Source organism: Pseudoalteromonas sp. OANN1 (genome assembly GCF_024124685.1).
GTDB lineage: Bacteria > Pseudomonadota > Gammaproteobacteria > Enterobacterales > Alteromonadaceae > Pseudoalteromonas > Pseudoalteromonas piscicida.
Genome location: NZ_JAMXSE010000025.1, coordinates 87,065 through 100,765, shown reverse-complemented (window position 1 = coordinate 100,765; position 13,701 = coordinate 87,065). Strand labels below are relative to the sequence as shown.

General features: G+C 42.2%; 13 protein-coding genes and 1 pseudogene. 10 read left to right on the top strand and 4 right to left on the bottom strand.

Features of this window, described 5'->3' with window-relative positions; translation table 11 throughout:
* Positions 1 to 640 precede the first annotated feature (640 nt).
* The 7 genes and pseudogenes from NH462_RS23070 to NH462_RS18585 form a co-directional block, all read left to right on the top strand.
* Positions 641 to 898 (top strand): annotated as a pseudogene (locus tag NH462_RS23070) (hypothetical protein); the annotation flags it as partial.
* 45 nt (positions 899 to 943) lie between these two features.
* Positions 944 to 1,438, top strand: coding sequence for an HNH endonuclease (locus NH462_RS23065; protein ID WP_201435463.1), 495 nt, complete (start codon positions 944 to 946; stop codon positions 1,436 to 1,438).
* A gap of 13 nt (positions 1,439 to 1,451) precedes the next feature.
* Positions 1,452 to 1,913 (top strand): SMI1/KNR4 family protein, encoded by a 462-nt coding sequence (locus tag NH462_RS18605; RefSeq protein ID WP_236596569.1) that lies wholly within the window; start codon positions 1,452 to 1,454, stop codon positions 1,911 to 1,913.
* A gap of 406 nt (positions 1,914 to 2,319) precedes the next feature.
* A complete protein-coding gene (locus NH462_RS18600; protein WP_253107145.1) occupies positions 2,320 to 3,189 on the top strand; it encodes a polymorphic toxin type 15 domain-containing protein in 870 nt (289 codons plus the stop codon).
* 13 nt (positions 3,190 to 3,202) lie between these two features.
* Entirely contained in the window at positions 3,203 to 3,880 is a 678-nt protein-coding gene (locus NH462_RS18595; protein WP_253107143.1) for a GAD-like domain-containing protein, read from the top strand.
* Positions 3,881 to 3,964: 84 nt separating this feature from the next.
* Positions 3,965 to 5,320 carry a hypothetical protein gene (locus NH462_RS18590; protein ID WP_253107142.1) on the top strand — a complete coding sequence of 452 codons (1,356 nt, stop codon included), beginning with the start codon at positions 3,965 to 3,967 and terminating at the stop codon, positions 5,318 to 5,320.
* 262 nt (positions 5,321 to 5,582) lie between these two features.
* Positions 5,583 to 5,846 carry a hypothetical protein gene (locus NH462_RS18585; protein ID WP_010376000.1) on the top strand — a complete coding sequence of 88 codons (264 nt, stop codon included), beginning with the start codon at positions 5,583 to 5,585 and terminating at the stop codon, positions 5,844 to 5,846.
* 142 nt (positions 5,847 to 5,988) lie between these two features.
* Here NH462_RS18585 and NH462_RS18580 read toward each other — a convergent pair whose 3' ends face one another.
* Positions 5,989 to 6,522, bottom strand: coding sequence for a DinB family protein (locus NH462_RS18580; RefSeq protein WP_010376002.1), 534 nt, complete (start codon positions 6,520 to 6,522; stop codon positions 5,989 to 5,991).
* 186 nt (positions 6,523 to 6,708) lie between these two features.
* Here NH462_RS18580 and NH462_RS18575 point away from each other — a divergent pair, with 186 nt between their 5' ends.
* A complete protein-coding gene (locus NH462_RS18575; RefSeq protein WP_010605622.1) occupies positions 6,709 to 7,437 on the top strand; it encodes a glutathione peroxidase in 729 nt (242 codons plus the stop codon).
* Positions 7,438 to 7,726: 289 nt separating this feature from the next.
* Entirely contained in the window at positions 7,727 to 9,187 is a 1,461-nt protein-coding gene (locus NH462_RS18570; RefSeq protein WP_253107140.1) for a dihydrolipoyl dehydrogenase, read from the top strand.
* Between the two features lie 44 nt (positions 9,188 to 9,231).
* Here the strand turns inward: NH462_RS18570 and NH462_RS18565 are convergent, their stop codons facing one another.
* The 3 genes from NH462_RS18565 to NH462_RS18555 are packed head-to-tail and all read right to left on the bottom strand — an operon-like array spanning position 9,232 to position 12,505.
* On the bottom strand, positions 9,232 to 10,965 hold the full coding sequence (locus NH462_RS18565; protein ID WP_253107138.1) for an EAL domain-containing response regulator: 1,734 nt from the start codon (positions 10,963 to 10,965) through the stop codon (positions 9,232 to 9,234).
* 11 nt (positions 10,966 to 10,976) lie between these two features.
* Positions 10,977 to 11,396, bottom strand: coding sequence for a response regulator (locus NH462_RS18560; RefSeq protein ID WP_253107133.1), 420 nt, complete (start codon positions 11,394 to 11,396; stop codon positions 10,977 to 10,979).
* Positions 11,397 to 11,407: 11 nt separating this feature from the next.
* Entirely contained in the window at positions 11,408 to 12,505 is a 1,098-nt protein-coding gene (locus NH462_RS18555) for a PAS domain-containing sensor histidine kinase (protein ID WP_253107131.1), read from the bottom strand.
* Between the two features lie 260 nt (positions 12,506 to 12,765).
* On the opposite strand from NH462_RS18555, the gene NH462_RS18550 reads away from it, so the two are divergent.
* Positions 12,766 to 13,689 (top strand): diguanylate cyclase, encoded by a 924-nt coding sequence (locus NH462_RS18550; RefSeq protein ID WP_253107129.1) that lies wholly within the window; start codon positions 12,766 to 12,768, stop codon positions 13,687 to 13,689.
* Positions 13,690 to 13,701 lie beyond the last annotated feature (12 nt).

The following is a 13,701-nucleotide window of genomic DNA, read 5'->3' as shown; positions in this document are numbered from 1 at the left end:
TAACTTAGACGACAGCGGTAAAGCAAAAATTGAGAATGCACCGCCCGGTCAATACACCGTGCAATATGGTGAGGATAAACGCGATTACCTACCAGAAGATAATCGCCCTAAAAATCCACTGTATGGACAAATCACCCCAGCGCAAGCGGCTGAAATGGTACGCAGCGGCAATACCGCACCACTGATAGAAGCCAATGGCATTGCAACCCAAGCAGGTGATTGGTTGTGGGGCACACTACAAGGCGACTTTAATCAAAACCCCTCCACGTCACAAATCGTAGTAGGTACCTTGATTTCCATGATACCGATTATCGACCAAGTCATGGATTTACGAGATATCATCGCCAATGTCATGCTACTGACTGACGATGATGAAGCCAACGACACCGACGCTTGGCTTGCCTTTACCCTCACGGGCATTGGTTTAGTGCCAGTTGTGGGCTCAGCAGTCAAAGGTGTGGGCAAGGTTATCTTAAAAAATACAGGAGAATCCCTCTCTGCTGCGCTTGCCGTTTTACGCAAGCTAGGCAAAGGCGACCCAGTTAAGTACCTAAGAGACATCAACTGGCAAGACCTTGGAAAACAATCCGCTACGGAAGTAAAAAACATCGTCAAAGGCCTGCGCGATTCACTTGATGACATGTCTACCAGTTGGCACTACGACCTACTACTTCCAGACGCCGCCATTGAAGGCATGCAAGCCACGGTAAAACGCTTAGACGACGTCACCCCCAAAATCGACCAGCATATGCAACAAGCCGCCCAAGAAATCGGACAGCGAGTTAATAAAGCACTGGATGAGTATCAAGGCCAATCACCAATTCGAGGCGTCACCGATAAGCCCACCAAAGCCAAAGCCGATGAATTGGAGCCACCAAAAGGGAATGAGTTGCCGGGGGTAAAAAATAGTTTTGAAGGCACAACCACTATAGATCCGCAATCCATGGAAAAGCTGAACGACTTAGAACGTAAAGTTAAAGTATCAGATAGTGGAAAAGCAATAATACAGTTTGGCATAAACGCTGGGAAAGAAAAAACAATTATTCTTTCTAAAAAAGCTGGCCAGATAGAAACCAGGAATGGCATTACTTTAGCGAGAGATAAATATGGATTTCCTATCTTTAACAGCAAATTCGATACACATGTACCCAATAACCTTTTAGGTAATAAAGATGCTGCTTCACACTTTCAATATGCAAATGAAAGGCTGAGGAGTTCACTACAGAAAAACCCAAGTTTAGCTGAAGAGATGGGGCTAACAAATATTCAATTAAAACATTTCTTAAAAGACCCTGCCCCCAAAAAGCCACCAGCAGGATTAACTTGGCATCACCATCAAGATACAGGTAGAATGCAGTTAGTCAATCAAATAGAACACGACGCTTTCGTGCCCCATACTGGAGGAATGTCTATTTGGGGTGGAGGCTATAAAAAGTAACAAGGAGCAAAAAGTGAATATAATTTGGGAAGAGTATGTAGATCCTCCTTTGCAAGATATCTCGAGCAATGAGATTTCAACCATAGAGGCCATTATAGGTTTTATACTACCTGCTGATTACAAATCTTTTATAGTTGACAAGCAGGGGTTAGTACCATCTAAAGAGGTAATTGAATCAGGTGACTTAGCACCCGTACCGTTTGGACCGTTATTTCACGTTTTAGAAAATTGTTCCTCTGAACACATGCTATATAGTGCTCTGGAAAAATTTAATAAATGGAAAGATTTATATCCGAATATCTTTCCTATTGCTGATGCCGGAGGTACTGGCAACTTTTTTGCCTATAATTTTAATATTGATCATTCAAATCCACCTATAATCTTCGTGAATGTGGAAGAAGATCCTGATTCACCAGAAGCTTTTATATATGTTTCAAGAGATATAAATGAACTTCTCAATAATTTGAGAGCTTAGTAACCTAATCTGAATCTGGATATATCTTCCATACGTGCTTCTAGGCTTACCCAAGGGTGTTGACTTGTTTTACACCCTTAGCAGTTTTGTGGACAGAGACTAGGAGGCATAGTGCCGCACGGTACGATGTGTGCATCGCAGGGCAAAACTGCCGGAAAATTCTAGCCAAACTGTGGGTAAACTGAGTTGCTCAACCAGTCTGAGCACCAAAATGTCAATATTCAGAATCGACTAAATAGAGGTCTATAGACAAGGTTATCTTAAAAATACCGGAGAATCCCTCTCTGCTGCGCTTGCCGTTTTACGCAAGCTCGGCAAAGGTGACCCTGTTAAATACCTAAGAGACATCAACTGGCAAGACTTAGGAAAACAATCCGCCACGGAAGTAAAAAACATCGTCAAAGGCTTGCGCGATTCACTCGATGACATATCTACCAGTTGGCACTACGACCTACTACTTCCAGACGCCGCCATCGAAGGCATGCAAACCACGGTTAAACGCCTAGACGACGTCACCCCCAAAATCGACCAGCATATGCAACAAGCCGCCCAAGAAATCGGACAGCGAGTTAATAAAGCACTGGATGAATATCAAGGCCAATCACCAATTCGAGGCGTTACCGATAAGCCCACCAAAGCCAAAGCCGATGAGTTGGAGCCGCCAAAAGGGAATGAGTTGCCGGGGGCTAAACTCAAAGCTATAAAAATGAAGAAGTATAGACCTCCTTGCTTCATGCCTGGCGAAGACTTAGCGAAGAACTTTAAGGGTGGTAAGCAAGCTCTAGAAAAAGAGTTTTATAAACAACTAAAAGCTCAGCAGCACGGCATCAATAAAATGACGGTTGAACAATATTTAGAAAACCGTAAAACCTTGACTGACCTTGTTAAAGAGCATGGACATAAAAAAGCAAGAAAAATTCTAACGAATGGCGGAATGGCACAAGTATCAGCAAGAAAGAAGTTAGAGGACGAAATGTATGAATCAATATTAAAAAGTTTGAGAAAGCAGGGTATTAAAGGTCGAAATGCTGATAAAGTCGCAACAGAGAAGATAAAAGAACAAATGTCTCAGTTAGCTGCTTTACATGATCCTGACCTGATAGCGGGCGGTAGTGATAAGATCAACAAACTCGGAAATAAAAATGTAAACTCCTCTCTCGGTTCTCAGTGGTCTAAAGGGGGGAGAGTTTCCGGTATGGATGAGGCAGCAAGGGTTGCGTTGAGAACAATGGGCCCTACCACCCAAATGAATATAGAATTAGAACGGTGTAAGTAAGGAGGTTAGAATAATGACCAAACAATTTGAAATAGATGAAGATTTCGAGTGGTTTCTTGAAAAGTTTGAAGAGCCTAGTGAAAAAAATCAAGCCCCAGCAGAAATAATAAAAAAGTTTGAAGGTAAACTACCTACTAGATTATTAGAATATTGGAGTGAATACGGATTTTCTGGTTTCGGGGAAGGACTTTTTTGGTTAACTAATCCCGATGATTTTGAAGATACCTTAGATGCATGGCTTGGAGATATAGGTATCATCGAGCAAGACACATATTATGTAATTGCTCGCAGTGCTTTTGGAGAGCTATTCTTATGGGGAGAGAAATTTGGACATAAATATCTAATCGACCCATCTCACGGTTGGATTATAGAGAAAGAAGGTAATGCCGAAGACATAGCAGTTGGAGAAGAAAACGATGCCATACAGTTTTTCTTTGGTGCAAAAAGGCCAACATCGCTGGATATAGATGATACGAGTGGAGGCTTACTTTTTGAGAAATGTAAACTTCGATTATCTCAATTAAAATATAACGAAATGTATACTTTTGAACCCGCTTTTTTTCTTGGTGGGCAGCCTACCATTGACAATGTCAGTAAAGTAAATATTTTCGCCCATCTAAGTGTATTAGCATCATTTGGTCAGAAAGAAATACTAGACCAACAAGGGCTTATAGCTAAGGCTTATTCATAATAAATGCTCCTGTTATTAAAGTAGCAAATAAAAACCACTTAACTCCTTACCACTAAAAACACTTACTTATTAATTGAAAATGCGATGATGATTAACTTTGAACTCATCGCTAATCAAATTGACGTCAGCGCCACACAAAATATCACCCTTAAGGCGGGTCGCAGCCATCGCAGTGTTATCCAAAGTGATATAAACCTCAAGGCAGACAACAACCTCACCATCACCGCACCGGCGGGAAGTCAAATCATCCAAAGCCAAGGCAATATCACAGTAAAAGGCAGTGGCTCTGGCAACCTCACCCTTGCCAATGGTGGCAGTGAAATCAGTATTGACTCAAGTGGTAATGTCAACATCTTTGCAGACAAGTTACTGACCTTAAAAGGCAAAGCCATGACCGTGTTTGACGGCAGCATGGAGCAAGATATTGATGGTAAACAAAGTGCCACTATGCCGAGTGTACCGCAAATTCAAGCGCTCTCTGAGAATGCTCGACTCTCATTGGCTGCCGATGGCATTGCCACCATGGCAAGCAGTACCATTGAGCTGTCTTATACCTATCAAGATGGCAGCCCAATTATGGGCGCACCTTATACCATTCGATTTGCAAACGGCACAGCGCTGACCGGTAACTTAGACGACAGCGGTAAAGCAAAAATCGAAAATGCACCGCCTGGTCAATACACCGTGCAATATGGTGAGGATAAACGCGATTACCTGCCAGAAGATAATCGCCCTAAAAATCCTCTGTATGGACAAATCACCCCAGCGCGAGCGGCTGAAATGGTACGCAGCGGCAATACTGCACCACTGATAGAAGCCAATGGCATCGCAACCCGAGCAGGTGATTGGTTATGGGGCACCCTACAAGGCGACTTTAATCAAAACCCCTCCACGTCACAAATCGTGGTAGGTACCTTGATTTCCATGATACCAATTATCGACCAAGTCGTGGATTTACGAGATATCACCGCCAATGTCATGTTACTGACTGACGATGATGAAGCCAACGACACTGACGCTTGGCTTGCCTTTACCCTAACGGGTATTGGTTTAGTGCCAGTAGTGGGCTCAGCAGTCAAAGGCGTAGGCAAGGTTATCTTAAAAAATACCGGAGAATCACTCTCTGCTGCGCTTGCCGTTTTACGCAAGCTCGGTAAAGGCGACCCAGTTAAATACCTAAGAGACATCGACTGGCAAGACCTAGGAAAACAATCCGCCACGGAAGTAAAAAACATCGTCAAAGGCCTGCGCGATTCACTCGACGACATGTCTACCAGCTGGCACTACGACCTACTACTTCCAGACGCCGCCATCGAAGGCATGCAAGCCACGGTAAAACGCCTAGACGACGTCAACACCACACCAGAAAAGCATAACTTCTCGGCGGATAAACCACCTCCCACTACGCTATCCGGCTTGTGGTTTGAGGAGTCAGTGTGATGTGGGGCGACGTTTTCTTGATTCGCTCAATAGCGTTGTTTCAACGGAATAAACGAGGAGCACATAAATACCACTTTAAGATATTTTTGGCTCTAACTACAGAAGTGCGGTACGGGGAATAACTAGATTAGGTTCCAAGAAAAACCCCACTGGATACGAGGTTACAGATTTTTCAAACGGATACGCCAAAGCTATATATCTAATAGAAGATGGTAACATTAAATTGCACACATTATCCCCTGAACTAAAGAAGTGAATTAGAATGAGCAAAATTAAAGAACCTTTAAGATCAATATTAAGAGACTATTGTCATGTTGAAGTTTATGATTCCAATATATTAAGAATGGATATCGGTCACGGAGAATCTTACCCTTATGACAGCGACTTGGTAAAGGCTCAACTTCGGGAGGCTATAGACTTAAATCTTATTTCACTAACAGAGTATGAAGAATTAACAGACGAAGATTTTGACTCGATAGAGGACCTTCATGAATGGCTAGAGGAGCTCTATTCAGAGTTATTATGAAAAGTTAGCGAGTGAAATTCTTATTAGCAGGCTTTGCCGAACACGGTTTTGAATAGACCTGTAGAGCTAATGTCTAGCTTTATAACCCTTCTCATTGCTGATAACACTAGACATAACTGAAGCGGTAAAACCAGCCAGAGCACTAACCAAATGATATAGGGATCCGAGCTAATAGATCGGTTTCTCCCATATCAATACCAATCTGGCTGAGTAATGTCGTTATTTGCCCTCTATGGTGCGTCTGATGATTAAATAAATGATGCACTAAAAAACCAAACTTGCGAGAAAAGGTTTTACCTTGTGTGTTTTTGTAGTGTAAATCGGCTGCAAGCGCCTCCTCAGTGACTTCATTCGCAAATTCAATAATCACCTTATCCATTTCAGCCCGTGCCTGTCTCAACGCTACAAAATCTTCATACAGCATCGCATCAAGTTTTGTCGGCAGCGGCATCGTTGCTACAGCGTTCAGTGCTTCAACATGATAGCTATGCTTTGTATAGCGCTTAAGCCAAATAATATCGGCAACAAGAATATGGTTTAACGACCCCATGATGGAGCCAAAAAAAGCCCCTCGATCTTGGTGTAATTCCGTGACGCTCAATCCCGAAACAGCTTCATATAATCTTTCGTTCATCCAGCGATTGTAATCCGCCATTAATTCAAAGTTTGCTTTCATCTAAATATTCCCTGTTCCCGTAAAAATTGACTAACCTCAACTTAGCGGCATTGGCTAGGTTAAAAAATACAAATATTTGAAGTTGAAAACAATCAATTTTATTGAACACTTTAATCTTAACTATCAATTACACAAATCAAAATACGCACGGCATAATGGCTACATCAACTTAAGAAGGAAAGCAAAATGTTAAAGAATATTGAAGGTCAACGCGTACCACAGGTTACATTCCCAATTAGAGAAAATGAAGAGTGGAAACACGTCACCACAGATGAAATTTTTAAAGGTAAAACTGTGGTTGTATTTTCTTTGCCTGGTGCCTTTACACCAACTTGTTCGTCTACGCACTTACCACGCTATAACGAACTTGCTAGCGTATTTAAACAAAATGGTGTCGACGAAATCGTGTGTTTATCCGTTAATGATACGTTTGTAATGAACGCATGGGCACAGTATCAAGAGGCGCAGAATATTACACTACTACCTGACGGTAACGGCGAATTCACTGACGGCATGGGCATGTTAGTTGATAAAAACGATTTAGGTTTTGGCAAACGCAGCTGGCGTTATTCAATGCTGGTAAAAGATGGTGTGATTGACAAAATGTTTATCGAACCAGAAAAGCCTGGCGACCCGTTTGAGGTATCAGACGCAGATACTATGCTGGAGTACATTAACCCGCGCCAAATCAAACCAGAGCCGGTTACCGTTATTAGCAAGATTGGCTGTCCATTCTGTGAAAAAGCCAAAGCTTTGCTAAAAGAAAAAGGACTGGCATATGAAGAGCTGGTACTTGGTCAACAAGCATCGCTAACCAGTCTCAAAGCGCTGTCTGGTCGCGAAACCGTGCCACAAGTATTTATCGGCGGTAAACACATCGGTGGCTCAGACGATTTAGCTGAATATTTCGCTTAATCACTCATCTCCCACAACATGACTTGGTGAACTTGCTCACCAAGTCAAAATGTTCCCCCTCAACACAACACGATGGCTAATAACTGACTGTCATGGGGGAGTATACCAATTTATCTTAATACTTGCTCAATTTGAAGGAGCCAATCTGACGCTAACTGCGTTAAAAATTTCTCATTTAGAACAACTAAATAGCAAAATTTTTTCCTGGTTATCGACAAGGTTTTCTCGCCTCAAATAGACCTCTTAATTAAGTAAACTGGTATCACACTTTCTGATTTCGGAGCAAAAAATGAAAAAGATAAACACCGACGTAGTCGTGATTGGTGCGGGAACAGCGGGTCTCAGCGCCTATAGAAATGCCAAAAAATATACCTCAGAAGTACTGATGATTGAGTCTGGCGTATACGGCACAACGTGCGCACGGGTTGGCTGCATGCCGAGCAAGTTACTGATTGCCGCAGCTGAAGCCGCACATCAAATTGAAGTCGCACCTAAATTTGGTATTAATGTAAAACCCGCTGAAATTGACGGTAAAGCGGTTATGGCGAGAGTCAAACGTGAGCGAGATCGCTTCGTTGGCTTTGTCGTCGAAGCTGTAGACGAATTGCCTCTGCAGGATAAACTACGCGGCAGTGCAAAATTTATCAACAGCCATACGGTACAGTTGGACGACCACACTCAGATCACAGCCAAACGTTTTGTTATCGCTACAGGTTCAAGACCTAGTTACCCCGGTGCGTTTAATAATTTTGGCGACCGCTTAGTCATTAACGATAACGTTTTTGACTGGGACGATTTACCCGACTCAGTGGCCGTATTTGGCCCCGGTGTGATTGGCTTAGAACTAGGTCAAGCGCTACACCGACTTGGCGTAAAGGTCAAAGTATTTGGTGTCGGCGGTGGCCTTGGCCCACTAACAGATCCAATCGTCAAAGACTATGCCACCACGGTGTTCAGTGATGAGTTTTACCTCGACACAGATGCCAAAGTATCAGATATGAAACAGGTCGGTGACAAAGCCGAGCTTACCTACATTGACAAACAAGGGAAACCACAAACCGAGCAGTTTGACTATGTGTTGGCAGCCACAGGTCGTGTGCCCAATGTTGATAACTTAGGGCTAGAAAATACCACGCTTGAGCTTGATGACCGAGGCGTACCGCTAGCCGACCCACATACCATGCAATGTCTTGATGGCTCAGGTAACGCTCCGATTTTTATTGCTGGTGATGCCAGCAACCAGATCCCGCTTCTACATGAAGCCGCAGATCAAGGCACGATTGCAGGTGAAAACGCCGGTCGCTTCCCTGATGTGAGAGTGGGACTGCGCCGTGCAAAGCTTGCGGCGGTATTTAGCGACCCACAAATTGCGATGGTTGGAGCAAGTTATAAAGAACTGGAAAAGCAATATGGCAATTGCGGCTGCTTTGCCATCGGAGAGGTGAGCTTTGAAAACCAAGGCCGCAGCCGCGTGATGTTAAAAAACAAAGGCCATATGCGAGTCTACGCTGAGCAAGGCACCGGATTATTCTTAGGTGCCGAATTTGTCGGCCCTGCTGCTGAGCATATGGCGCATTTACTTGCTTGGGCGCTACAAAACAAGATGACCGTGCCGCAAATGCTCGAAATGCCTTTCTACCACCCAGTGATAGAAGAAGGCCTAAGAACGGCACTGCGAAATCTAAATGCAAACTTGAAGTTTGGCCCAGATATTATCAAGCACTGCTTGGAATGTGGTCCTGGCGCTTAATACAAACATTGCTGGAGCCAGCCGTAACTGCTGGCTTTATCTTTTTACTGCGTTGCTTTAAATTCTCTGGCGAGCTCTCTATTTACCGCTTTTATCGTTTTCACTACGGACTTTTCGGAAACAGGGCTCGAAAAGTAATACCCCTGAATTTTATCTACTCGTGCTTCTTTGCACACATAATACTGCTGATAGTTCTCAACACCTTCAACAACAATGCTCAATTGCAGGCTCTTAAGCATATCAATCAAACCCTTAAATATCCTTTTCCCTCTATCGTCTACCTCAATTCTGTCGGTAAGCGATTTATCCACTTTAACAATATCAATTGGATAATTAAGCAAGTGCGATATTGAAGAATAGCCCGTTCCAAAATCATCTAGCGCAATCTTGCAGCCAAGCTCTTTAATGCGGCTTAGGCTTGATATTACCCGTTCACTTTCATCCAAAAGCGCAGTTTCTGTTAGCTCAAAGGTAAATAAAGTACCGTCAATATCGACTCGTTTTAGACAATCATTGATATATGCTGGTAGAGAAATGTCTCCGAGCTGTAATGGCGACAGGTTTATCGCTAAACGAATAGGATATCCGCACTTTGTCTGTATCAGTTTCAATGTAGTGATCGCGTGCTCAATAATCCACTTCCCCAACGGTTCTATGAGCTTTGACTCTTCAGCGATTGTAATGAACTCTTGAGGACTACTTGTGTATTTTGCAGTAGGCCATCGGATCAACGCTTCGAGAGACACAACTTTGGCCTGCTGAATATCTACAATCGGCTGAAACGCCAACTCTAACTCTTGCCTCTCTATCGCACCTCTTAAGTCTTGTTCCACGTTATACTTCATTTGGAACTCAGTCTGCATATTATCTTCAAAAATGCACGCTATCGCACTTTGCGAGGATTTAGCCCTAAATAGTGCAATATCAGCAAAACGTATTAAGTCATCAGCATTATTACCATTGAGTGGGTAAAGAGAAATTCCCATTCTTACTTGGCAGTAGATGTCCAACTCATAGATTGAATAGCTTCGGCTTAGTAACCGGATAAGCTTTTCAGCTTCTATTTTAATTTGAAGCGGGTTGTCACAAGACACCATCAAACAAGCAAACTCGTCTCCACCAAAACGACTGACAATATCCTCTTGCTTGGTGTGCCTCTTGAAGCTTGCTCCTAGTTCAAGTAAAAGTTGATCAGCGATTTCATGACCAAAGCGATCATTTATCTTTTTAAAATCGACGATATCAACGACAAGGATCCCAGCACACTTATAGCGCTTTTTATCGGCTTGCATCAGCCGCTGGCAGGTTTCTTCAAAATAGTAACGATTATACAACCCCGTCAATGAGTCGCGTTCAGCCATCTGCTTTACTTGCAGGTAGCTTTTATGCAGTTGACTTTCTAGCTCAAAGCGTTTCCTTGCTTGGATAATAGAACGGCTCAAAAGCGATGCGGTGACTTCTTCTTTGAGTAGAAAGTCCTGTACGCCCAAATCTAGACATTTCAAAACCAACTCTTCAGAATGCAAATTGCTGATCATGACTATGGTTAAATCTTTAATATGGTTAATACGCTTAAGTTCAATAAGTAAGTCCAAACCATTTTTGGACGGCATATTGTAATCCAGTAGTAATAGGTCGAAGCAAAGCTCTTCTAGCGCAAAGATTCCTTCTTCTACTGTACTAACTTCTGTCAATTGATGTTCAATCCCGCCTTTCACTAAGGAACGGCGGATCATCTTTCGGTCAACCACATCATCATCAACGAGCAATATATTCATTTACAACCTCATTACTTAGTTGGAAACTGTACAATTCGCCAATATCCATCCAACATATCAACAAGGCTCATCATTGAGTTACTTGCTTCTTCTTTTAAAAAATATCCTGCTACGTTTTTTTCATAACTATGATGAATATCATCTTCATCTTTCGAAGTAGTAAGTACGAACACAACGGTATCTTTTAACTCAGGGTCTTCTCTCAACCGAGCTAAAAATTCAAGACCACCCATACGAGGCATTTTTAAATCTAATAAAACAATAAATGGATACTCTATTTTCTTAGCTTGTAAGAATTCTAACGCTTCAACGCCATCAATTGCCCGTACCATAGGGTTCATTATCTTGCGCTTTGCAAAGCTGCGTTTTACTGTCATATAGTCAACGTCATCATCCTCGACGACCAGCACTGTAATATCATTATTTTGCATAAACTGAATCCCTAATTGGGGTTAACTCTGGTATCTACTTTTGGCCACTTGAGTACAAACTCAGTGCCAACATTACTATCTACGATATCAACTGAACCGCCATAATGATTGAGCACTTTTTTAATGATTGCCAATCCCATACCGCTACCTTCTTGTTGATCTCTAGGTTTAAGCGTTTGAAACATTCCAAATACTTTATCTCTATATTCAGATGGGATCCCTGGGCCATCGTCAATAAAATGCATTTCATACTCTTTAGCGCTTTCTTTAACGTGGATTATTAGTGAGCCATTTTCACAGTCGTGGTGTTTAAGCGAGTTGCTAATTAAATTGCGGGTAACTACTTCAAGCGCTGTTTTTGGTAAGGTGACAATTAAAGAAGTGCATTCCAATTTCAGCTTCGCCTCAATATCAATCGAGTCATATATCTCTTTTGTAAACTCGCTGAATTCAAACGTTTCGTTTTCGCTATGCTTTCGATTTACCCGCGAGTAAATCAATAAGTCATGGAGCAATTTACTCATTCTTGATACACGTTGCTGAATTAAATCAAAATTCTCCTTAGCGCCTTCGGGTAACTCATCGCCGTAGTCTTCATCAATCCAAGTTACCAACTTGGAAATAGCATTGAGTGGCGCTTTTAAATCATGAGAGGCAATATAAGCAAATTCGTCTAAGGCTTCATTGGAGCGCTTTAACTGAGCGACAAGATGCTCCCTTTCGGTTACGTCACTGGAAAGCCCTAAAATATACGTCACGCCTTTGGCATCATAGAATCGCTTTTTGCGAGTAAATAATGTTCTTACGCCACCATCTGGGAAATTGATAATCTCCAAACACTCTGCATACCCTGTTTCCAAGGCTTTTTTATCATCTTTGATGAACTCTTCCACTTCTTCTTGTTGATAAGAATCAAGTGTGGTGTAGCCAATAATTTTCTCTCTGGCTTCTTCTGGATACATGGAGCGAAAAGCACTGTTCGCTTTTACGATCCTAAGCTGATCATCTTTGATAAAGGCGTAGTCCGGAATATTGTCAAAAATTAAATCGGAAAGCGCATCATCGCCAATAAATCTGTCTGCTTTCTCAAGTAGGGTTGAGTCTGTCATAGGAATTTACATTGGGAACAGGTAATAAGATCTATAGTAGGAAAGCGATATTATTCAAGATAAAAGTAATGGAAATGTTAAATAACAAGTGTGCTTCATCACAAAAATGTCTACACTATTATTCGTGCCAGATGCTTTATTTACAGTGCGATACTTACCTAATATTAATCCTGTTAATAGCAACATAAGTGCACTTTGACTTTTTAAACATAAAGACATAGCACACAATCTAAGCCTGCAATAGGAATAAAGGCAATAGCATGTTTGAAGATGTTGTAGAACTAAATAACTGTACCATAGTAGTCGTAGAAGATTCGCCACTCACTCAAAAGGTGCTATGCGCATGTTTAGAAGACATATGCAAAGTCGTCGCTTTTGAAAGTGCAGAGAAGGCCATGGAATATGTAAAACTTGCATTGCCAGATTTAATTCTAATGGATTGGATGCTAGAAGGGATAACGGGCATAGAAGCCTGTACAGAGCTTCAAAAAGACCCTATAACCGCCCGAATTCCTGTCATATTTGTGACATCTAACATTAAAGAAAATCAGCAAGAAATGTGCTGGGATGCAGGTGCTGTCGATTTCATCAGCAAACCAATTGTGGCGCGAACGCTATTTAACCGCGTACTTACCCACCTAAAGTATAAAAAGCAAGCCGATCAACTTAGGGAGTATTCATACGTTGACGGACTTACAGAAGCGTTTAATCGCAGGTTATTTGATACTGACTTGGAGCGCCACTATCGTGGTGCAAAGCGCTCTATTAGCCCGCTTAGTGTCGTGATGCTCGATGTTGACTATTTCAAACTCTATAACGATGAATATGGTCATTTGATGGGTGATGATGTCTTGAAGGTTTTTGTAAGCACCGCCAAAAATCATATTCGTCGACCTATGGATGCGCTGTACAGGTACGGCGGTGAAGAGTTTGCCATCTTACTGCCAAACACCCCCTATTCTTTCGCCTTAGAGATCGCGCAAAGAGTGGTACAAACCTTCTTCGAAACCGCTATTGAACATAAACTTTCACCACTAAAAGCTGTATCGGTTAGTGCTGGTGTCGCTTCACTTAGTGAGGATAATATCAATCAAACTGTTGAAGAGTTAGTAGAAAGAGCAGATAACGCGCTATATGAAGCTAAAAAGAATGGTAAAAATCGAGTGTTTGGAGAGGCAAGCTAGTAGCTATTCGTT